Below are 19,815 nucleotides of genomic sequence, written 5' to 3'. Positions count from 1 at the left end.
ACGGCAGGCAGGCGAGGGTAGATAAACGTTGATGCTCCCGGGGAGATCGCAAAAGGCCGGGTCAGATTCCGACCTGATGACCGATTTCTATCAGGCGCTCACGCGGCAGTGTAAAGCGATCCGAGGCGCGCACCGCATTACGATACAGAAATCCGAACAGGATACGGCGCGGCGCAACCATTTTCGGCTTTTTCTGATCGGGAACGACGTCGTCATCTCCGGCGAAAAACACAACGGTATCGAGGTCCAGCGCACATCCGGCTTCTTTCACCTGGCTTAGCACGTAATAAAGATTGGGAATCTCGACGAAGCCGAATTTGACATTGATCGTCCACACACCGTTTCCGGCATCCTTGATCGCCATGCGCTCATCCGCCGGAATACGCGGTACGGTGTCGAACTTCACGTTCAGGATCACCACGTGCTCGGGCAGACAATGGAAATCGGCGACATGACGCGTCACGAAAGGGGGCAGAACGCCATCGTAACGCGACAGGAATACCGCAGCACCAGGCGTCCGGATAAGTTTCCCGTCATGCAGCTGCGTCAGTACCTTGTCCGCACACTCACCCAGCGGCGCAAGTCCGGCACGCAGGAGTGTGATGCCGCGCCGCCATGTCGTCATGATGATGTAGATGAACAGGCCGATCAGAAGCGGCACATAGCCGCCCTTGTCGATCTTGAGCAGATTGGCAACGAAAAACGCGAGATCGATCACGGCAAAGCACACAACGACGGGAACGGCTTTCCACAAGGGCCAGTTCCAGCGCTCGCGCATGACATCGAAAATCAGCAGGGTCGTCATGAGCATGGTTGTGGAAACAGCCGTGCCATAGGCACCCGAGAGCGCATCCGAACTCTTGAAGCTCAGGGCGATGAGCAGCGTGATGATCATCAGCGCCCAGTTGACCACGGAGACATAGATCTGACCGTATTCGGTGTCGGAAGTCTGACGGATATTCAGGCTGGGAAACCAGCCTAGCTGCATGGCCTGACGCGTCAGCGTGAAAGCCCCCGTAATGATGGCCTGGCTCGCGATGATCGTCGCAAAGGTTGCGAGCACCACCATGGGCAACACGAGACTATGAGGCATCGTCGCAAAGAACGGGTTTTCCTTCACCTGGGGATGGCTCACCAGAAAGGCCGTCTGTCCCGCATAGCTCAGCACCAGCACAGGCAGCACGATCACGGCAAGGGCAAGCCTGACGCTCGATCGCCCAACATGGCTCATATCGGCGTAGAGCGCCTCGGCGCCGGTGACCGAAAGGAACACAGCACCAAGAATCACCAGACTGTTGGCGCCATGTTTGTAAAGAAACCGAAGCCCATAAAGCGGGTCCAGTCCGACCAGAACCGACGGATCGTGCATGAGCGAGAAAAGACCGATGCCGCCGATCGCCAGAAACCATACCAGCATGATCGGGCCGAACACGGCACTGATGCGCGCGGTACCCAGAGGCTGAATGGCAAAAATGCCAAACAGGATGATCGTTGCAATCGGCAGGATATAAGGCTGAAGGCTTTTGGTAACGACCCCGATCCCCTCCACAGCGCTCAGAACCGAAATCGCCGGCGTAATGGCGCCATCGCCATAAAGGAGCGCCGCACCGAAAAGCCCGGCTGCCGCGAGCAGCGTGCTGCGTGAATACCAGTGTTTGCCGAACGCCCCGCCGACAAGAGAGAAGAGGGCCAGAATACCGCCCTCACCCTTGTTGTCGGCACGCATGACTACGGTCGCATATTTGACCGCAACAACCATGATCATGGTCCAGACGAGCAGCGAAAACCCGCCGAGAAAGGTCTCGCGGTCGCTTGCCCCGGTATCGTTCAGAACGGTCTGGAGGGTGTAAAGTGGACTGGTGCCAATATCGCCAAAAACGATACCAAGGGCTGCCAGCGCGCCTGGCAGCACCTTTCTGTGTTCTTCAGCCATACGGCTCCCCGTGAAAAAACCTGCGATCACTCTTCCCGGTGCGCGTCAGGATCCAGAAGTTTGACGTCGATGATCATCGAACCCGAGAAAAACATGGGCTTGAAGAGATGCTTGATGACGTAATGCCCGTCGCCCCCTTCGATATGCACAGGCACAGTGATGTCGTAGCCGGAAAGACGGGCGTCGTAGGTTGCATCCGCACCATTAAGGGACACGAGCGCGATCAGTTCATCGTTTGTCATAAATTTCTCCAGAACTGTGGTGGAACGGTTACAAACCACATGTCCGGAGGGAACGAGATCGCGCGCCGTGCGGTTGCAGCGCACGCGCCCTCAGTCAGGATAAGATTTTGTCATCCTGTAAACAGGTAAAGCCACCTGCCCCTATCGGGAACCTTGCCCAGTCTGCCGCCCCGTCCAGGGAAGAGGGAACAGGATGCGCGCCCGGAAACAGTCAGGCAGGAAAAGACCATGAGAGCATGGCTCTGCCTTCAGCCCGTCTGCCAGCCATGACCGATAAACGCCACGCGACGTCCGGCCGGCATATCCTGCACGACGATGATCTGGCGCTCTTCCAGATAGGCAAGCTGACGTCTCGCCCGTCCGAGCGAATGGGTGCCATAGGCTTCGGCTATCGCCTCGTCACCCGGGCAGGGTGTTGAATCCAGCGCTGCACGCGCCAGTAGCAGCACCACACCCTGCACGTCTTCGGGCACGGAGCGGGCAATATCCAGCGCCTGCTGCCAGCGCTCTTCCTGCGCCTGCTCGAAACTCGATCCGGAACGGACACTGGCGAGAAGCAGACGAAATGCCCCCAGATCGAGCACATTGCGGTTCAGACGCTCGATACGCGCCCTGAGCTGGAAATCCTGATACAGCGTCGCGAGAGGGCGATAGGCTGAATCCGTCTCGGCAATCACGGCCTCGACCAGACGCCACAGCATTTCCGGCGCTGCTTCGATTTCGGGAACAGCCTCCTCGACGGGGGCTGCCGCAGTATAGGCATCGAGCTGCGCCAGAAGATCGGGCGCAGGGGCGCGACGTTCGCGAACACGCGGCGCAGTCTCCACCACGGGTTCGAGAATGAGGCTGTAATTATCCTCCGCCGGTCGGGCCTCGAAGGGTGTCAGCACAGGGCCTGTCGCATGGCTCGCCGTCTCGACAGTCCCGATCGTCACCATCAGCGGTCTACGGCTCAATGCCGGACCGAGCGCCATGAACTGCCCTCTGGCAAGATCGCGAAAACCTTCTGCCGTGCGACGCTCCATGCCCAGCAGATCGGCAGCACGCAGCATGTCGATATCGAGGAACGTACGCCCCATCAGAAAATTCGACGCCTCGGCAGCAACGTTCTTGGCAAGCTTCGCCAGGCGCTGCGTGGCGATCACGCCGGCAAGACCGCGCTTTCGGCCACGACACATGAGATTGGTCATGGCCCCGAGCGAAAGCCGCCTCGCCTCGTCAGAAGTGTCGCCACTCGCGACCGGCGCAAAAAGCTGCGCCTCATCGACCACGACAAGCACAGGATACCAGTGGGCACGAGGGGCCTCGAACATGCCGTTGAGGAAAGAACCTGCCGCACGAAGCTGCATTTCAGCCTCGACCGATTCCAGATTCAGCACCACCGAGGCTCGATGGGCACGGGCACGCTCTCCGGCAGCCCGCAACGTCGCCTCGGTCTGTTCCGAAGCATCGATCACCAGATGGCCGTATTTATCAGCCAGAGTCACAAAATCGCCCTCAGGGTCGACGATGACCTGCTGAACGAGAGTGGCCGTCTGCTCCAGCAGGCGACGCAGGAGATGCGACTTTCCCGATCCCGAATTCCCCTGCACCAGCAGGCGGGTTGCGAGGAGTTCTGTCAGGTCCAGCTGGACATCCGCGCCGTCGCGACCACGGCCCATGGTGATGGATACGCTCATGGGGTGTCCCTAGCGCAACTCGCCCTCTGAGTCAGCCATATCCCGACTCAGACCGCCTGTTGTCCTCTTTCGTTGCTCTCTTTCGTGGCCCCCTTATGGCCGCGCTCCTCTGCAAGCCAGCGCATCGCACCTTCAGCCGCTGCACGACCGGTTGCGAAACAGGCCTGAAGCAGATAGCCGCCGGTCGGCGCCTCCCAGTCCAGCATTTCGCCCGCCACAAACACCCCGGGAAGAGCACGAAGCATAAGCCCGTCATCCAGCGCCTCGCGCCTGACGCCACCCGCAGTGGAGATCGCACGGTCAAGCGCATCCGTTCCGGTCAGAACCAGCGGGCAGGATTTGATCAGCACAGCAAGGCGTCTGGCATCGGAGAACGGCTCGCTCTGTTCGGCACCTTGCACGCGCGGCACGCCCGCGCCCTGCCCGTTCATGGCTTCACGCAGCAGCCAGCGTGCAGGCGCGGAAAGCCCGAGACGGCGCAATCTGTTGGACAGCGTTTCACGCGCTCTCGTCTTGTCGAGACGTTGCACAAGACTTTCCTCATCCAGACCGGGACGAAGATCGACCGCCACGCAAAGCGACCCGCTTCGTGCGATCGTCTCGCGCCATGTGGAAGACAAACGATAGACCGGCGCACCCTCTATGCCCTGGCGCGTGATCGTGACATCGCCCCGCGCCTTCACTCCCGCGCCATGAAGCACGACCGAATTCAGCACCTCCCCATGGAACTGCGCATGAAATTCAGCCGGCAAAGCCGTGAGGAACCCGCAGTTGGACGGCGCAAAAGCGACGGTCGCATCGGGCGGCAGGAGAGCAGACCATGCACCATCGCTCCCGAGACGTGCCCATGAGCTCCCCCCAAGCGCAAGAAGCACGGCGTCATGGTGGTAACACGCTCTGCCTTCCGGTGTGGTGAAAGTCAGCGCTCCCCCTTCGTTCCAGCCGCACCAGCGATGACGCAGCGCAAAACGCACGCCCTGTGTATCGAGGCGTGCAAGCCAGGCGCGAAGCAAGGGAGAGGCTTTCATTGCCTGCGGAAAAACGCGCCCGCTACTGCCTGCAAAGCACGGCTGGCCCAGCTCTTCAGCCCAGCCGCGCAAAGCCTCAGGGGGAAAACGCCTGATTAGCGGTTCCATCCATGACTGCGCCGCACCATAACGCGTCACGAAACGCTCGAGCGGTTCTGCATGAGTCAGATTGAGTCCGCTGCGTCCGGCCATCAGAAACTTGCGTGCAGGGCTTGGCATACGGTCATAGACGACCACATCCAGACCACTGCGCGAGAGGGTCTCGGCAGCAGCCAGCCCTGCCGGACCGGCCCCGATAATCGCAACGCTCTTGAAATTCTGCATCGGCACGCTTTAGGCCTCCTCACCAAATAGTGCCAGACGGATGACAATTTAGCGCTTGAGGCCTGCAAGGGAACCGCCACATCATCCGCCGCGCTGCATGATGCAGAAAGCCCATGCCCCATCACACGCATTCGTCTCCCGTAGTCGCCTCAAAGGCACTCAACTCTCTACCCGTCTTTTTTCGCCCGGCCTGCCCGTCTGCTTTCGGTCCGGCCCCATGACCTATCGTGATCCTTCAGGACAGCCCATGATCGCACTTTCCTCAAAGACGCTCCCGACCCTCCCAGCCAGTGTCGAGGTCTTCTCCTATGATCGCGCAGCGCTCGGGGTCGGGATCGTTCATCTCAGTGTCGGAAATTTCCATCGTGCCCATCAATGCTGGTACATGGATCGCCTTCTGCACGAGCCGGGACATGAAAACTGGGCTTTCTGCGGTGTGGGTCTGATCGACGATGCGACGGAGCGCCTCAAGCTCGATGCCTTTCCCGCCCAGGACAATCTCTACACACTCACGCGCTACGCACCTGATGGCACATCGCGCCATCAGGTGATCGGCGCCATGGTGGATTACGTTTTCGCCCCAAGGGACCCGCAGGCCGTTCTGTCACGCATGGCCGATCCCGCCACACGTATCGTGTCGATGACGATAACGGAGGGCGGCTATAACCAGGACCACGCAACAGGAGCCTATCGTCTGGAAACACCGCTGACGCAGCGTGAGCTGGCCCAGCCGGACAAACCCGAATCCGCTTTCGGTTACATCGTCGAGGCTCTGCGTTTGCGACGCGAGGCGGGTATCGCCCCCTTTACCGTCATGTCCTGCGACAATCTGCGCGATAATGGGGTGGTGGCAAAACGCTGTGTGATCAGCCATGCCAGAGCGCTCGATCCCGATCTGGCACAATGGATCGAAAGCAACGTGACCTTTCCGAGCTCCATGGTCGACCGCATTACCCCTGCCGTACTCAAGGAAGATGCCGATCGCGTGAATGCTGAATGCGGCGTGCTCGACCGCCTGCCTGTCATTTCGGAGGAATTCGCTCAGTGGGTCATAGAGGATAATTTCGTCAACGGTCGCCCGGCCCTTGAAAAGGTCGGCGCACAGCTCGTGCCCGATGTGCATCCCTATGAGCTGGCCAAGGTGCGTATGCTCAATGCCTCGCATTCCATGCTGGCCTATCCGGGACAGCTGAGCGGGCTCGAAACGGTACGCGACGCCATCACCGATCCCGCCATCGGGACTCTGGTCGAGCAGTTCATGAGCCGCGATGTCATTCCATATCTTACTGCACCAGAAGATATGCCCCTGCCCGCCTATCGGGATCTCGTGATTGCCCGTTTCAGCAATCCGGCGGTCGGCGACAGGCTGGCACGCATCACAGGCGATGGCAGCAGCAAGCTCCCGGTCTTTCTGGCGCCAAGCTGGAACCGGCTTGCGGCATCCGGGGGCGATCTGCGTCGCATGGCCTTCGTCCTGGCCTGTTTCATACGCTATCTTCGGGGACGCACCGACCGGGGTGAGGCATTCACGCCGTTCGAACCGGCACTCCCGTCAGCGCAGCATGACCTCGCAAAAAACTGGGACAGCGTTTTCAGCATGACGGTTTTCGAAAGCTTTACGCTCGACGATAATCATCGTGCGCTCATACGTGAAATGGCAGAGAATATGGAACAGAGAGGAACCCAAGCCGTTCTGAACGAACTTCTCGAGGCGATCGCGTCCGACGGCTGACCGGACCGTTCCGGAAGCGCTTTGCCCTTGCAGCTGAAAAGGCTCCATCATGGTTCTGCGCTTATCTGGCCTGCACGTGTCTGGCCTGCGTCTGTCCGTTTCCCTCTGCGCCGTTCTCGGGCTGGCAGCGCTCCCCCCGGGGGCGCAGGCGGCACCTCTGGACTCGCTGGCCGGCGCTACGGCCTGGCTGAATTCACCGCCCCTTACGGCGCAGGGTCTCAAGGGTAAGGTCGTACTGGTCGATTTCTGGACCTATTCCTGCATCAACTGCCTGCGCGAAATGCCTTATGTCGAGGCATGGGCAAACAAGTACAAGCCGTATGGGCTTGTTGTCATCGGGGTCCACGCCCCCGAATTCGCCTTCGAGAAAAACCTGGAGAACATCGAAAAAGCCGTCGCCCGCTTTCACATCACCTTCCCCGTGGCGGTGGATAATGACAGGGCAATCTGGAACGGCTTCAACAATGAGTACTGGCCTGCCGCCTATCTGATCGAGGGCGACGGACAGATACAGGCCCATCATTTCGGCGAGGGCGATTACGACCGTTCCGAACACCAGATACAGGCCATGCTGCGCGAAAATGGCGCCGTGAACGTGCCTGACGATCTGGTTCATCCCAAGGGTACGGGCGAGCAGTCGGAAGCCGATCTTTCATCCATAGGCTCACCCGAGACCTATATCGGCTATGAGCGGGCAAACCATTTCATTTCGACCGGTGGTGCCGTTCAGGACGCCCCGAACGACTACGTCATCGAGAACACGCCCTCGCTCAATGACTGGGGTCTGACAGGAAACTGGACGGTCGGCGCTGAATCCGCCCGTCTGAACAAGGCAGGCGGCTCGATCACCTTTCGCTTTCACGCACGTGACCTGCATCTCGTTCTCGGTCCTGCAGCATCGGGCCAGCCGGTTAGGTTTCGCGTCACGATAGACGGCCATGCACCCGGTGTCATTCATGGTACCGATTGCGATAGCGAAGGGATGGGCACAGTGACCGGTCAGCGGCTGTATCAGCTTGTGCGCCAGCAGGATAACGCCGTGTCCGATCACGTCTTTCGCATCGAGTTTCTCTCTCCGGGCGTCGAGGCGTTTTCCTTCACCTTCGGCTAGGCCAGAGAACGCGACCTGAGAAAAACGATGTGAAGAAACGGACCGGCGAAAACAGGCAATTGGGGGTCAGTGCCGGCCTGCCCGCAAGGCAGGCCGGTCGAGCTCAGAAGCTGGTTGAAACCGTGCCTGTCATGGTGAAACGTGCCGCGGTCATGAAGGAATTGCCATAACCGGTATAGGGGGCGGAACTGCCGCTATAGACCGTACTCGGGTCTTTCGCGCTGTAGATTGCGCCCATCGCGCCTGTACGCACGATCGATCCGGTGACGTTGGCAAAATTGAGCTTGATGGTGGGCGATTGGGCAATTCCAACCGGGTGGAAACGGTACCCCAGTGAAATCGTGTTCGTCACGAAGCCCGGCATACGCTGGTCACCCGCCACACTCACCGATTGCGGGCCGGTGTAATGCAGGCTCGCATTGCCGAAGAACCCTGCATATTTATAGGTCAGACCGAAATTCGCGAGCACACGCGGTGCCATGATGGCCTGCGTGCCCTTGGAATTGAGCATGACATTCGTATAGGGGTCGAACACGTTGCTGTCCTGAACGGCATGGAGATATTCGACCGAGGCATAGGGGCTGAACCCATGGATCGGGCGGCCCGAAATCATGAAGTCGAAGCCGCGCATATGCTGGTTGCCGATCGAGAACGGCTTGAACTGGTTCATGCCCAGATACTGGTTCACGATGCGATTGGTAACGTTGTAGTTGAAAAATGAGGCATCGAGGATGATGTGCTGATCGTGATAGCGATAGCCCAGCTCTTCCTTGATCGAATACTGGTTTTTAGGGATCGGCACGCTGGTATAGAGCCAGCCCAGATCGACCGCACTCGGCTGACGGTAATCACCCTCGGCATTCATGTAGATCTGGCTGTGCTCGTCAATCGTATAGCCGACAGAGAGCTGAGGCAGCGGCTCGGTCCGGTTATTGGCCATTCGGCCGTAAAGATCCTTGTTCCAGGTATTTGCCATGACGAACTTGAAACCGGCCTGGATATCGAGCTTGTCGTCGAGGTACTTGGCATGATCCTCGATGAACAGACTGTGGATCTCTGTCCCTGCATTCTGCTGATCGCCCGCATCGATACGATACTCGGCCGCATTAGGGCTCGGTGCGGCACCGTTATCCATGGTGTAGCTGGTCGGGTAGGATTGCTGCGTGTAATTGTTTTCATACCAGTAGCCGAATGCCACATGGTTATGCGCATCGACATCGAGGCCCAGCTTTGCCACCGCACCGCGGCGCTCGGTAGCACCCTGCAGGAAGTAGCTGGTCACATTGCGCGTCGTGCCATCGTTCTGAGTGACCGTGCCGCCCGGCGAGGCATCCCAGCCGCGCCCGAGGCTGTAATAAGGCTGCAGATCGAAGGCCAGACGACGCGTCAGAACGATATGGACAGGCGCCGAAATAAAGACCTGATTCCAGTAATCCGTATTGTTTTTCCAGTAATTGATATTATTCGACTCGGAAGAGCGCCCATATCCCTCACCGGTATGTTTGTATTTATAGAATTCCTGCTGTGTCGGGTAATTGTCGATCGTGAAATCTTCCCAGTTCCACGAGACGAAGGTCTTGGCATAGGAGCCGTTCTGCCAGCGCTTGTTCAACCCGAAATCGATATGACGCCGGTCGTTGATACCGGCCCCCATCCAGCTGCGCGCATGAGTGTTCGAGAACGAGAAATAGCCGCGTACACCGCTATGACCGATTTCACCCGTATCGACCCGGATGAATTCCCGCGAGAGATTGTTGGTGCCGTATGAGAAATCGACGAGACCGCCGAATTTCTTGCCAGGCGTATGGGTGGTTTCATTCATCGTCCCGCTGGCAGCCGACATGACGGGCAACGCCGTCTCGGAGCTTCCGGGCGTGAGGGAGACGGATTCCAGATTTTCGGTATCGACGTTCTCTGTCAGATATTTGGCTGCCGCCGCCGGTGCGCCATCGACCAGCAGCGCCATATCGAGATCGGTCAGACCGCGCGACTGTATCTGCCCGCCCTGAAGACCGTAGGGATCGGGCGTACTGATGCTGACGCTGGGCAGGTTCTGCACCAGATCGAGCGCGGTGCTCGACGGATTGCGCATGGAGATATATTCATGATCGACCGTCTGCACATTGCGCGGTGCATGCTCGATACGCATCATACCGCCACCGCCATTCAGCGCCTGACGCGAGGTCGTCACCGAAATTTCCTCAGCACCTTTCGCCTCGACCGCGTGCCTGCGGGGCGCGCCAGCACGCCCCGGACGGGAGGCAGCCGTACCGGCCGGAACAGCAGACGAAACATGGCGTGCGTGGCGGGGCATATGTCCCTGGGTCGTAGCCGACTTGCCCTCGGTGGCAGCCCTGACAGGGGTCTGCGACAGGCAGGTTGCCGATGCAAGAAGCATGGCAAATCCGGCTTTCATTCCATACCGGCCACTCACATATGCCATAGAGACCCTCTTCGCTATTTCAGAAAGTTTTCTGTTTCATTACTTGAAAGACATAAAGTTACATTATCAAGCAACACGATGCAGTGTCCTTTCTGCACGAACACAAGAAGGTATACAAGTCAGAACTCTACCGAAATGTCACGAATATGGAACGAATTAACGCTGGATGTGGCTTTTCAGCCCGAGCGACCGTCCGGCACAGGCAATAGAGAAGCGCTCGAGACAAGCGATCGGGACCGGTTTCAGAATCCGCTCCCTGCCTCCCGGTCATACAGGACGGCAGGGAGGGCATTGCTGGTTCAGAGATCGATATCGAGGCCGATATCCAGAGCCTTGACGCTATGCGTGAGCCAGCCGAGGGATAGAACATCGACCCCGGAGGCGGCTATGGCAGGGGCGGTTTCGGGTGTAATGCCTCCCGACGCTTCCGTCAGGGCGCGACCGTTCACCATTGCAACGGCCTGACGCAACATGTCAGGACCCATATTGTCGAGCAGATAGACATTCGCGCCGCCGCTCGAGAGGGCGGTTTCAAGCTGGTCGAGCGTATCCACCTCAAGGGCGATAGCCATGAGATGGCCTGCACGCTGGCGTGCCGATCTGAGCGCAGAGGCCACACCGCCACACAGGGCGATATGGTTGTCCTTGATCAGTATGGCATCGTCGAGACGATATCGGTGATTGCTCCCGCCACCGGCTTTCACCGCGTATTTCTGTATGGCGCGTAGCCCGGGCAGCGTCTTGCGCGTGCAGCAGACACGCGCCTTGGTGCCATGAACGGCATCCACGACCTGACGTGTGGCTGTAGCAATACCACTCAGATGCGACAGGAGATTGAGTGCCGTCCGCTCGCCGCCCAGAACGGTTTCGGCCGGCCCCTCCACTTCTGCCAGAATATCGCGCGGTGCAATGCGGCTGCCATCCTGCTTGAGCGCAACGAAACGAACATCCGGGTCGAGCAGGGTAAAGGCGAGACGCACGCCTGACATACCGGCCACGACGCCCTCATGACGTGCGCGAAACACCGCATGCAGGCGCTGCCCCGGACGAACAATGGCCTGCGAGGTTGCATCGCCGCCAGTGCCGAAATCCTCGGCAAGACCGGCACGTATGATGGGTTCCCACATCAGATCGGGCAAAGGGGGGACAAGATAGGTCATGCGTCGACAAGGCTCCGTTCCTGCGGGGCGGCCTGTTCGAGGCCGATCTCGGCAAGGGTAAATCTGAAACGTTCGGATGGCGGTCTGTCGCCTGTCTCATCTGGCGCATCGAGACGCCAGTGGCTACCGCGGCTCTCTGTGCGTTTCAGGGCCGCACGGGCGATCATGGCCCCGACAAGGGCGTGGTCGTCTCTCGTGGCAAGCGGTGTCAGATACTCGGTCAGGGCGCTCAGCCCTTCGCGCTCGCGCAAGATGCCCGCTCCCCGATCCATTCGCAGGCCGAAGCTGGCCGCGCTGAAACGCTCGGGACGCGTCGGGTCCTGACAGGAATGCCGGTCGCGTGCCGCATTGTTGATATCCCAGGCCACGGCACGCCCCATGACGAAGGCTTCGAGCAGCGAATTGCTGGCAAGCCTGTTGGCACCGTGAAGTCCGGTGCACGCCACTTCACCGCAGGCCCAGAGACCTGAGAGGCTGGCGCGCCCGTGCAGATCTGTCGCCACACCTCCCATATGATAATGCACGGCGGGACGCACTGGAATCGTCATACGGTCGGGGTCTATGCCATAGGCCGCGCAAGAGCGTGCGATACCGGGAAACTGGCGCGAAAACGCCTGCTTCAACCCACGCCCCCCCATACCTCTGCCACTGCGGGCATCGAGGAATACGCTATGCCCCTCAAGACGATGGCGGGCAATGGCACGCGAGACACGGTCGCGCGGTTGCAGTTCATCGGTAAAGCGCGCACCCGTTTCATCGACCAGAACCGCACCGGCACCGCGAACGGCCTCGCTGATCAGCGGCGAGCGCCCTCCCCCCGTTTCCACATCGAGTGCGGTGGGATGAAACTGGACGAACTCCATATCGGCCAGACGGGCACCGGCACGCGCTGCCGCTGCAAGACCGCGACCGGTATTGCTGGCAGGGCTCGTTGCACCGGCATACAGCGCCCCGGCTCCGCCACAGGCGAGAATACAGTGATTGGTCGGAATGAACTGACCCGTATTGAGCCACACGCCACGCACGCGCCCTTCGGGTGCATGGATATGATCGAGTGTCACGCCATCGAGCACCACGATGCGCGTAGAGGCTTTCACGCGGGCGATAAGCGCCTGCATGATCCCTGCACCGCTGCTGTCACCGCTCACATGGGCAATGCGTGCGCGCGAATGGGCCGCTTCGAGATGCAGGTCGAGATCGCTCTCTCCCTTGCGCGTGAAAGCCACGCCCCAGTCCAGCAGGGTCGAGATTGCCGAAGGACCGGCCCCGATGATGGCTTCGACAGCAGAGCGATCGCACAGACCGTCACCCGCCTCGATCGTGTCGCGCATATGAAGCGCCACATCGTCGTCATTGCCGATGGCCGCGGCCAGCCCGCCCTGTGCCAGCATGCTGGCAGCATCTTCCCCCAGCGCAGAGGGGCTCAGCACCACACAGGGCCGGTCGAGATGCAGCGCTGCCGACAGCCCGGCCAGTCCGGCCCCGGCAATCACGGGCCAGCCTGCAAAACGGGTAAGTGTCATCATGGCCCGTCCCCTCAGATGGCCAGCATCCGTTCGACAGCGCGTCTTGCCTGCGGGAAAAGGGCATCAGGTATGGTGACTTCCTCCTCCATGTTTTCCAGAGCGCGACGGATGGCGGGCAGGGTTATGCGCTTCATATGCGGGCAGAGATTGCACGGACGTACAAACTCGACAGCCGGATTGAGCGCAGCCAGATTGTCGCTCATGGAACATTCCGTCACCAGGAGCACCTTTGCAGGCTGCTTGACCGCCACGAATTCCATCATGCCTGCCGTCGAGCCCGCATAATCGGCTTCTGCCACCACCTCAGGCGGGCATTCGGGATGGGCGAGCACCACCACACCGGGATGCATGCGCCGGTACTGCCTGATTTCCAGCGGCGTGAAGCGCTCATGCACCTCGCAATGACCAGGCCATGTCAGCATTTCGATACCGGTCTCGTTCTGGATATTCCGAGCCAGAAACTCGTCCGGAATCATGATGACACGTGGCACACCGAGACTCTCGACCACCTTCTTTGCATTGCCCGACGTACAGCAGATGTCGGTTTCGGCCTTCACCGCCACAGAGCTGTTGACATAGGTCACCACCGGCACCCCCGGATAAGCCGCCTTCAGCGCCCGGACATTCTCTGCGGTGATGGATTCAGCCAGCGAGCAACCCGCCATGGAATCGGGAATGAGCACGGTCTTTTCAGGATTCATCAGCTTGGCTGTCTCAGCCATGAAGTGAACGCCCGCCATCACGATCACCTGCTCTTCGCAACGCTGCGCTTCGCGCGCCAGGGCGAGACTATCGCCCCGTATGTCGGAAATGCAGTGGAAGATCTCGGGTGTCTGGTAGTTATGGGCCAGAATGACCGCATTACGCTCGCGCTTCAGCCTGAGGATCGCGCGTATATCGTCTGCGAAATTGCGCTCCCAGTCTTCACGGGTCATCAACCGGGAAACGGGCGCGTACAGGGCATCGCTATCGTCCCTGACGTCGCATTCCCTGACAAGGGTCATCTGATCCATCGGATCCTCTCCGCTTATTTATACTCTTAGTGAGCATAATAGGGACAAAACTGTCGAGGCCCATACATTGGGTGCCCCCTTCCCTTTTTCAAAGCCACAAAGCCGTGATGAGCAAAAACAATATGCCTCGTCCACCGTCAGACAGTCGAGCCTCAGACAGTCAGGCCTCAGACGGAGCGCGCGATAGGGAGCTTGGACCCCATAAGTTGACGCGTTCCGATCACCTCGCGTCTGAACCGATAAAGGCGTGCGGGGCGACCCTGCGCCTGTATTTCGGACTCGCCCGTTTCCTCCACCAGATCCTGCGCAAGAATCAGACGTCGGAAATTCTGCTTGTGCAGCGGGCGGCCTGCAATTGCCTCGACGGTGCGCTGCAACTGCCAGAGGGTAAAGGTTTCGGGCATCAGTTCGAACACAACCGGACGGTAACGTATCTTCGCACGCAGGCGTGCCAGAGCCGTGGCCAGGATGCGTCGCCTGTCGGACGGCATGGCACGCCCCGGCGCCAGCCAGGCACCGGGCTGGCGTGACTCAGGCAGCAGACCGGCTTCCCACAGCAGCTCGTAACGATGCAGTACCAGCTCGTCATTCCATGGCTGGCCTTCCAGCCCGAATGTCTCGGCGCAACGCCACTGACGCGCGGCATCGCGACCGGCCCATTGCGCCAGTGCCCGTCCGATCTCATGATCGAGCTGCTCGGCTCCGCTCTCCCGTCGGTTTTCCCACGGGAAATACTCATAAAGTCCACGCCAGCCCGCCTGCGCATCCTCCAGACGCGTCAGCCCCATATAGGAAATACGTATGAGACGCGGATGATCGTGCTCGCCTGCGCCCTCGCCACTTGCCTCGGCAAAGGTATAGAGCTGTTCGATATGGCCCAGATGACACTGTGTCTGCTGTTCGATCCATAAACGCATGCCACGCTGCAGGGAGCGGTGTCCCGTCTCCAGCGGCCCCGAAGGCAGATTGCGACCATGATCGAGCGTCAGCACGAGCGGCGCCTCGTCCTGCACGGCAATCAGCACGGCCACAAGCTCTGAATGAACGGCATTATGCAGGGCGCTCATGCCGCCACCACCCGCCCTGTGGTGAGAAGCAGCAGCGCACGCAAAATTTCAGCCGGCGAAGGCGGACAGCCATGCAGGGCAATGTCGCATTGCCTTACCCCGGCAAGTCCGGCCTCCATGATGCCTCCCAGCACGGCGTAATTTACCCCGAAAGGTCCGACACCCAGCGCACAATCGCCGATCGCGACAACGCCTTTCGGCGCAGGCATGGCGTTCCAGCGCGCCTGAAGACCGGGCAACATGGCGCGTGTGACAATTCCGGTCACGAAAAGCAGCTCCGCATCATGAGGCGTCTCGACAAAGCGGATATCGTGACGCGCCAGATCATAGGCGGCTCCCTGAAGGGCCTGTGCCTCGATCAGACAGCCATCGCATCCCCCGCCTGCCACGAGATGGAGCGTCAACGGGCGCGGCGCGGGCGGAAGGGTGTCGCGCGGGCGCCATTTATGAGCATCGAGAAGAGCGCGCAGAAAAGTCATGAACGGGAGCGGGTCATGGGCAGTTAGAATTCAGCAACAGGGTCGTTCCGCCGGGATATCCGGCAGACGACCATAGACCGTCACGATGCAAAACCTCGTATGGAAAAACGCCGCATGCATGTGGAATTTGCTTCCCATATCCCGCAAGACTGGCATGGCGCCATTCTCGAAGCCCCTCACGTACGACGTTGGATCGACGGGCTGATCAGCAATTTCGAGGTTTCCGGCATGAGGATACGCGATGCCGTCCGCTTCGGCAGCCGGATAGGCTTTGTGTTTGCCGAGGCATCGGCCAGCCATGAGGGTGCACCCGTACCGCGCTATGCTTTTCTGCGTGGCGATTCGGTCGGACTGCTCGTGATACTGCGCGACGGTGACGCGCTGCCACGCGTGCTTCTGACACGCGAACCCCGTCTGCCTGTCGCCGTCGCAGACCATCTTTCCCTGCCTGCAGGCATGATCGATGACGGCTCGGTGCAGAGCACGGCGCTGCGTGAATTTGCCGAGGAGACCGGTCTGACGCTGGCACTGAAAGAGCGCGACCTCATGTCACTCGGCACCTTCACCCTGTCACCTGGAGGATGCGACGAAAGACTGACGCTTTATGCCATCGAACTCGAACTGGACGGCGCCGCCATCGCTGCTCTTGAGCAGCGCGCGACCGGTCTGGCTTGTGAACACGAACATATCCATCTTCATGTCATGGCGCTCGACGCCATACCGAACCTGCCTCAGCAGGATGCGAAACTGCTTCTTGCCTATCATCTCTACAAGGCGCGTTTCGCACCTCGACACGCTGAACAGCGCCTTACCGTATGAAATGCCCCCGAACGATCCGACGCCACGATCGGCAGGACCAGGGCTGGAGAGATCGAAGTCCGAGTTACGGAAACAAGGGATACGAGGGCCAGAGACCTCGCAATCTGACCGGACCACTTCCGAAAGGGTTCTTTGCATCTTGACGGTATGACGGTTTTTCGAAATCCCGCGCGTCTCTCTTTTTGCTCATGACGATATCCTGAACTTGGGGTAAGCCGAATGCATGACCGAGACCGATGCTCTTCCCCCTGATGCCGAAGCCCTGCTCGCCCTGGCCGCCAGACTGGCGGACGAGGCTGCCGACCTGATTGTCGAGATACGCGACCGCGGGTTCGAGACCATTATCAAGGCGGATAAATCGCCGGTGACGGAAGCCGATCAGGCTGCGGAACGGCACATTCTTGCAGGACTGCGCACGGCACGGCCGGACATTCCTGCGATCGGTGAGGAAGAGATCGCGGCCGGGCATTTCGCCGAGCCTGGCGAAATGTACTGGCTGGTCGATCCGCTCGACGGCACGCGCGAGTTTGCAGCCGGACGAGATGATTTCACGGTCAATATCGGACTGATCTTTCGGAACAGGGCCGTGCTCGGTGCCATGTCGCTCCCCGCCTACGGACAGCTCTATACGGGCCTCGTGGGCAAGGGTGCATGGCGTCGCGACCGGAACGGGACAACGCAGATCGCCACCGTCACACCCCCCGAGGACGGTCTGCGCATCCTGGCGTCACGCCATTATGCCGATGACCCCCGTCTGAAGGAATGGCTGGCAGGCCGCAAGGTCGGCTCGCTCGGCAATATCGGCTCCGCAGCGAAATTCGCCCGTGTGGCTGAAGGAGTGGCCGATTTCTACCCCCGCCTCGGCCCGACCATGGAATGGGACACCGCTGCCCCCCAAGCCATTGTCGAGGCAGCGGGCGGCCATGTGCTCGACGAGCGTGGCCAGCCCCTGCTCTATGGCAAGCCTGGCTGGTTCAACCCTCCCTTTCTCTGCACCGGTCGCCATCCGACAGAAGGGCTAAATGCATGACCGAGATCCTCAAGGCAGACCCTGAGTCCATCCAGCGCGCCGCAACCCTGTTGCATGAGGGCAAGCTCGTGGCTTTTGGAACCGAGACGGTTTACGGCCTCGGTGCCCTTGCAACCTCCAATACGGCCGTTGCGCATATTTTTGCTGCAAAAAACCGCCCGCGCTTCAACCCGCTGATCAGCCATTTCGCCAGCGCCGAAGCCGCATTCGAACATGTCGAGGCCAATGAGCTGGCGCATCGGCTGGCCGAGGCATTCTGGCCCGGCCCGCTGACCATGATCCTGCCCCGCAAGAGCGGATCGACAATCTGCGATCTCGCGACAGCCGGACTGCCCACGGTCGCCGTTCGCGTGCCGCGCGGCAAAACTGCCCTGGCGCTGCTCGAAGCAGTGGGCGAACCTGTCGCAGCACCGTCGGCCAATCCGTCAGGGCGCGTCAGCCCCTCCGATGCATTTCATGTGCTGCGCAACATGCATGGACGCATCGATGCCATTCTCGATTCCGGCCCCTGCTCGGTCGGGCTGGAAAGCACCGTCATCGACCTTTCCCGCGAAGTGCCGTTCATGCTCCGTCCGGGCGGGATTACGCTCGAACAGCTCGAAGCCGTCTGCGGCACCATACGCAACCCCGACGATTACGCGACCAAACTGCCTTCATCCCCCGGCATGCTGGCCTCGCATTATGCGCCCGGCCTTCCTGTCAGGCTGAGCGCAGAAACCGTCGATGCCCATGAAGCGCTGCTGGCCTTCGGTCCGGCGCTGAGCGGGGCCGGGCTGGTCTATAACCTGAGCGAACGCAGCGATCTTGAAGAAGCCGCCTCGCGTCTTTTTGCAGGACTGCGCTTTCTCGATGGTGAAGGCCAGAGACGCGGACTGAAAACCATTGCCGCCATGCCCATTCCCCGTCAGGGCCTCGGTCTGGCCATTATGGATCGCCTGCGTCGTGCCGCAAGCCCACGCCCCACGACCGGGGGAGATGACGACGATCTGGAGAGCATGATCGGCTGATGTCCGGCTCGTTCGACCCCAAGGAACTCAAGGTTCTGTCGGATATCCTTGCCCTGGTTCTCGAGGAGCAGGAGGGACAATCCGTTGCGGCACTCACCGCTCTGCGTTCGCGTGCGAAAAAGAGCGGCATGACGGGCGGGGCGCTGAAGAATCTCTTCGTCGCCATCGCCCCTAACCCGCCGCCGCGCGCCAAGCCCAGAGCGCGCACCACCAAAGCCGAGTCCGGACCGGATCTGCTTGCAGCGCGACAGCAGATCGTGACCCTGACCAATAATCTGCGCCAGATGGACCTCGAATTGCGCAATTCACGCGCCCGGCTCGAGGCTGTGCGTTCAGAACTGTTCCAGACACAGCAGTCGCGCGCCGAGATCCAGTCGCGGCTTATGAGCCGCGATGCGAAAAAACCCTATTTCAGCATGCTGATCTGGTGCGGTTTCGCGGCCGGTATCCTGCTCGGCATTGCAGGCACGCAGTTCATCCACTCGATTGTCGATACACCCCGCATAGACCGCTCGATCTACCTGCACTGACGACACGTCCTGCGCGCGCCCTATCGCGGGTACGCGCAGTCATGATCCCATGCTGTCAGAATTCCTTGTGGTCAGACCCGCACGCTGCCGCTCTGCCGCATCATGCCCTGTGCGAGGGGACGAGCAAAAAGCTCGCACCGTCCACAGCTCAGTCCTGAAGACCGCCCATGATCGGTGTCAGATTGGCCCGGCTCTTGCTCGTGCGGCGTGCGGGTGGACGTGGCTGGCACGAAATCAGATAGAGCCCGATGGTGAAGATCAGGTTCGATGCCGTCATGAAAAAATCGACCAGCATCAGCGGGCCGGAACGCGAAATGCCTCCCCAGAGAGACACGATCAGGAACACGATCGTCAGAGGGCGCATACCCAGCAAAAGTGCGCGTAGTGGATTGGCCTGACCGGGGCGCACAAGCTGGCGCATACGCATGATCGAGAGGAAGAACGCCACGAAAATGAGCCAGTTCAGGATATTGAAAACCGAACCGCCCAGCGTCGAGAAGCCGCAGAAGCTCAGAATCACGATCGCTGCAAGATAGAACAGGATCGCCCCGAGCTGCAGGCTCAGCCCGAGATCTGCTGCGGGCAGACGTTCGGGCAGCCTGTCAGCAACAGGCTGGAAAACAGTATCGAGCAGCCACATATCGGCCTGATTGACGCGTTCGACAAAAGACATAGGGCTGATCTACCGCGCC

At 60.1% G+C, this 19,815-nt stretch carries 17 protein-coding genes; 6 read left to right on the top strand and 11 right to left on the bottom strand.

The annotated features are described in order from the left end of the window. Positions 1 to 61 precede the first annotated feature (61 nt). From NF685_RS08080 to NF685_RS08065, 4 genes are all read right to left on the bottom strand, one after another. Positions 62 to 1,933, bottom strand: coding sequence for a potassium transporter Kup (locus NF685_RS08080; RefSeq protein WP_252849233.1), 1,872 nt, complete (start codon positions 1,931 to 1,933; stop codon positions 62 to 64). 26 nt (positions 1,934 to 1,959) lie between these two features. After that, entirely contained in the window at positions 1,960 to 2,175 is a 216-nt protein-coding gene (locus NF685_RS08075; protein ID WP_222546905.1) for a hypothetical protein, read from the bottom strand. Positions 2,176 to 2,423: 248 nt separating this feature from the next. Next, entirely contained in the window at positions 2,424 to 3,854 is a 1,431-nt protein-coding gene (locus NF685_RS08070) for an ATP-binding protein (RefSeq protein WP_222546904.1), read from the bottom strand. Positions 3,855 to 3,901: 47 nt separating this feature from the next. After that, complete coding sequence (locus tag NF685_RS08065; protein WP_252849255.1) at positions 3,902 to 5,206, bottom strand: TIGR03862 family flavoprotein; 1,305 nt, start codon at positions 5,204 to 5,206, stop codon at positions 3,902 to 3,904. 247 nt (positions 5,207 to 5,453) lie between these two features. On the opposite strand from NF685_RS08065, the gene NF685_RS08060 reads away from it, so the two are divergent. Beyond that, positions 5,454 to 6,938: a mannitol dehydrogenase family protein gene (locus tag NF685_RS08060; RefSeq protein ID WP_252849232.1), complete on the top strand. Its 1,485-nt coding sequence runs from the start codon at positions 5,454 to 5,456 to the stop codon at positions 6,936 to 6,938. Between the two features lie 49 nt (positions 6,939 to 6,987). Then, positions 6,988 to 8,049, top strand: a complete 1,062-nt coding sequence (locus NF685_RS08055; protein ID WP_252849231.1) for a redoxin family protein — start codon at positions 6,988 to 6,990, stop codon at positions 8,047 to 8,049. Positions 8,050 to 8,152: 103 nt separating this feature from the next. On the opposite strand, the gene NF685_RS08050 is transcribed toward NF685_RS08055, so the two are convergent. The 6 genes from NF685_RS08050 to NF685_RS08025 form a co-directional block, all read right to left on the bottom strand. Then, complete coding sequence (locus NF685_RS08050; RefSeq protein WP_252849230.1) at positions 8,153 to 10,492, bottom strand: TonB-dependent receptor; 2,340 nt, start codon at positions 10,490 to 10,492, stop codon at positions 8,153 to 8,155. Positions 10,493 to 10,791: 299 nt separating this feature from the next. Beyond that, positions 10,792 to 11,652 carry a carboxylating nicotinate-nucleotide diphosphorylase gene (gene nadC, locus NF685_RS08045; protein WP_252849229.1) on the bottom strand — a complete coding sequence of 287 codons (861 nt, stop codon included), beginning with the start codon at positions 11,650 to 11,652 and terminating at the stop codon, positions 10,792 to 10,794. Continuing rightward, positions 11,649 to 13,178, bottom strand: coding sequence for an L-aspartate oxidase (locus tag NF685_RS08040; RefSeq protein ID WP_252849228.1), 1,530 nt, complete (start codon positions 13,176 to 13,178; stop codon positions 11,649 to 11,651). The genes nadC and NF685_RS08040 overlap by 4 nt, the downstream gene beginning before the upstream one ends. An 11-nt stretch (positions 13,179 to 13,189) precedes the next feature. After that, positions 13,190 to 14,182, bottom strand: a complete 993-nt coding sequence (gene nadA, locus NF685_RS08035) for a quinolinate synthase NadA (protein WP_252849254.1) — start codon at positions 14,180 to 14,182, stop codon at positions 13,190 to 13,192. Positions 14,183 to 14,358: 176 nt separating this feature from the next. Further along, positions 14,359 to 15,258 (bottom strand): NUDIX hydrolase, encoded by a 900-nt coding sequence (locus NF685_RS08030; RefSeq protein WP_222546899.1) that lies wholly within the window; start codon positions 15,256 to 15,258, stop codon positions 14,359 to 14,361. Next, positions 15,255 to 15,737, bottom strand: a complete 483-nt coding sequence (locus NF685_RS08025) for an NADH-quinone oxidoreductase subunit B family protein (protein WP_222546898.1) — start codon at positions 15,735 to 15,737, stop codon at positions 15,255 to 15,257. The genes NF685_RS08030 and NF685_RS08025 overlap by 4 nt, the downstream gene beginning before the upstream one ends. A 114-nt stretch (positions 15,738 to 15,851) precedes the next feature. Here NF685_RS08025 and NF685_RS08020 point away from each other — a divergent pair, with 114 nt between their 5' ends. The 4 genes from NF685_RS08020 (at position 15,852) to NF685_RS08005 (ending at position 19,123) form a co-directional block, all read left to right on the top strand. After that, entirely contained in the window at positions 15,852 to 16,556 is a 705-nt protein-coding gene (locus NF685_RS08020) for an NUDIX hydrolase (protein ID WP_252849227.1), read from the top strand. A 223-nt stretch (positions 16,557 to 16,779) separates the two neighbouring features. Then, positions 16,780 to 17,586 carry a 3'(2'),5'-bisphosphate nucleotidase CysQ family protein gene (locus NF685_RS08015; RefSeq protein ID WP_252849226.1) on the top strand — a complete coding sequence of 269 codons (807 nt, stop codon included), beginning with the start codon at positions 16,780 to 16,782 and terminating at the stop codon, positions 17,584 to 17,586. Next, entirely contained in the window at positions 17,583 to 18,593 is a 1,011-nt protein-coding gene (locus tag NF685_RS08010) for an L-threonylcarbamoyladenylate synthase (protein WP_252849225.1), read from the top strand. The genes NF685_RS08015 and NF685_RS08010 overlap by 4 nt, the downstream gene beginning before the upstream one ends. After that, entirely contained in the window at positions 18,593 to 19,123 is a 531-nt protein-coding gene (locus NF685_RS08005; protein ID WP_222546894.1) for a hypothetical protein, read from the top strand. The genes NF685_RS08010 and NF685_RS08005 overlap by 1 nt, the downstream gene beginning before the upstream one ends. Before the next feature lie 148 nt (positions 19,124 to 19,271). Here NF685_RS08005 and NF685_RS08000 read toward each other — a convergent pair whose 3' ends face one another. Continuing rightward, positions 19,272 to 19,796: a hypothetical protein gene (locus tag NF685_RS08000; RefSeq protein WP_252849224.1), complete on the bottom strand. Its 525-nt coding sequence runs from the start codon at positions 19,794 to 19,796 to the stop codon at positions 19,272 to 19,274. Between the last annotated feature and the right edge of the window lie 19 nt (positions 19,797 to 19,815).

The sequence above is a fragment of the Asaia lannensis NBRC 102526 genome (assembly GCF_024054035.1).
In the GTDB taxonomy this organism is placed as follows: domain Bacteria; phylum Pseudomonadota; class Alphaproteobacteria; order Acetobacterales; family Acetobacteraceae; genus Asaia; species Asaia lannensis.
This window is presented reverse-complemented; position numbering and strand designations above follow the sequence as displayed.

Bases quoted from the DNA above. Each gene is read 5' to 3' on its own strand.
- NF685_RS08080 (WP_252849233.1), bottom strand. From the start codon at position 1,933: ATGGCTGAAGAACACAGAAAGGTGCTGCCAGGCGCGCTGGCAGCCCTT.
- NF685_RS08075 (WP_222546905.1), bottom strand. From the start codon at position 2,175: ATGACAAACGATGAACTGATCGCGCTCGTGTCCCTTAATGGTGCGGAT.
- NF685_RS08070 (WP_222546904.1), bottom strand. From the start codon at position 3,854: ATGAGCGTATCCATCACCATGGGCCGTGGTCGCGACGGCGCGGATGTC.
- NF685_RS08065 (WP_252849255.1), bottom strand. From the start codon at position 5,206: ATGCAGAATTTCAAGAGCGTTGCGATTATCGGGGCCGGTCCGGCAGGG.
- NF685_RS08060 (WP_252849232.1), top strand. From the start codon at position 5,454: ATGATCGCACTTTCCTCAAAGACGCTCCCGACCCTCCCAGCCAGTGTC.
- NF685_RS08055 (WP_252849231.1), top strand. From the start codon at position 6,988: ATGGTTCTGCGCTTATCTGGCCTGCACGTGTCTGGCCTGCGTCTGTCC.
- NF685_RS08050 (WP_252849230.1), bottom strand. From the start codon at position 10,492: ATGGCATATGTGAGTGGCCGGTATGGAATGAAAGCCGGATTTGCCATG.
- nadC (WP_252849229.1), bottom strand. From the start codon at position 11,652: ATGACCTATCTTGTCCCCCCTTTGCCCGATCTGATGTGGGAACCCATC.
- NF685_RS08040 (WP_252849228.1), bottom strand. From the start codon at position 13,178: ATGATGACACTTACCCGTTTTGCAGGCTGGCCCGTGATTGCCGGGGCC.
- nadA (WP_252849254.1), bottom strand. From the start codon at position 14,182: ATGACCCTTGTCAGGGAATGCGACGTCAGGGACGATAGCGATGCCCTG.
- NF685_RS08030 (WP_222546899.1), bottom strand. From the start codon at position 15,258: ATGAGCGCCCTGCATAATGCCGTTCATTCAGAGCTTGTGGCCGTGCTG.
- NF685_RS08025 (WP_222546898.1), bottom strand. From the start codon at position 15,737: ATGACTTTTCTGCGCGCTCTTCTCGATGCTCATAAATGGCGCCCGCGC.
- NF685_RS08020 (WP_252849227.1), top strand. From the start codon at position 15,852: ATGCATGTGGAATTTGCTTCCCATATCCCGCAAGACTGGCATGGCGCC.
- NF685_RS08015 (WP_252849226.1), top strand. From the start codon at position 16,780: ATGACCGAGACCGATGCTCTTCCCCCTGATGCCGAAGCCCTGCTCGCC.
- NF685_RS08010 (WP_252849225.1), top strand. From the start codon at position 17,583: ATGACCGAGATCCTCAAGGCAGACCCTGAGTCCATCCAGCGCGCCGCA.
- NF685_RS08005 (WP_222546894.1), top strand. From the start codon at position 18,593: ATGTCCGGCTCGTTCGACCCCAAGGAACTCAAGGTTCTGTCGGATATC.
- NF685_RS08000 (WP_252849224.1), bottom strand. From the start codon at position 19,796: ATGTCTTTTGTCGAACGCGTCAATCAGGCCGATATGTGGCTGCTCGAT.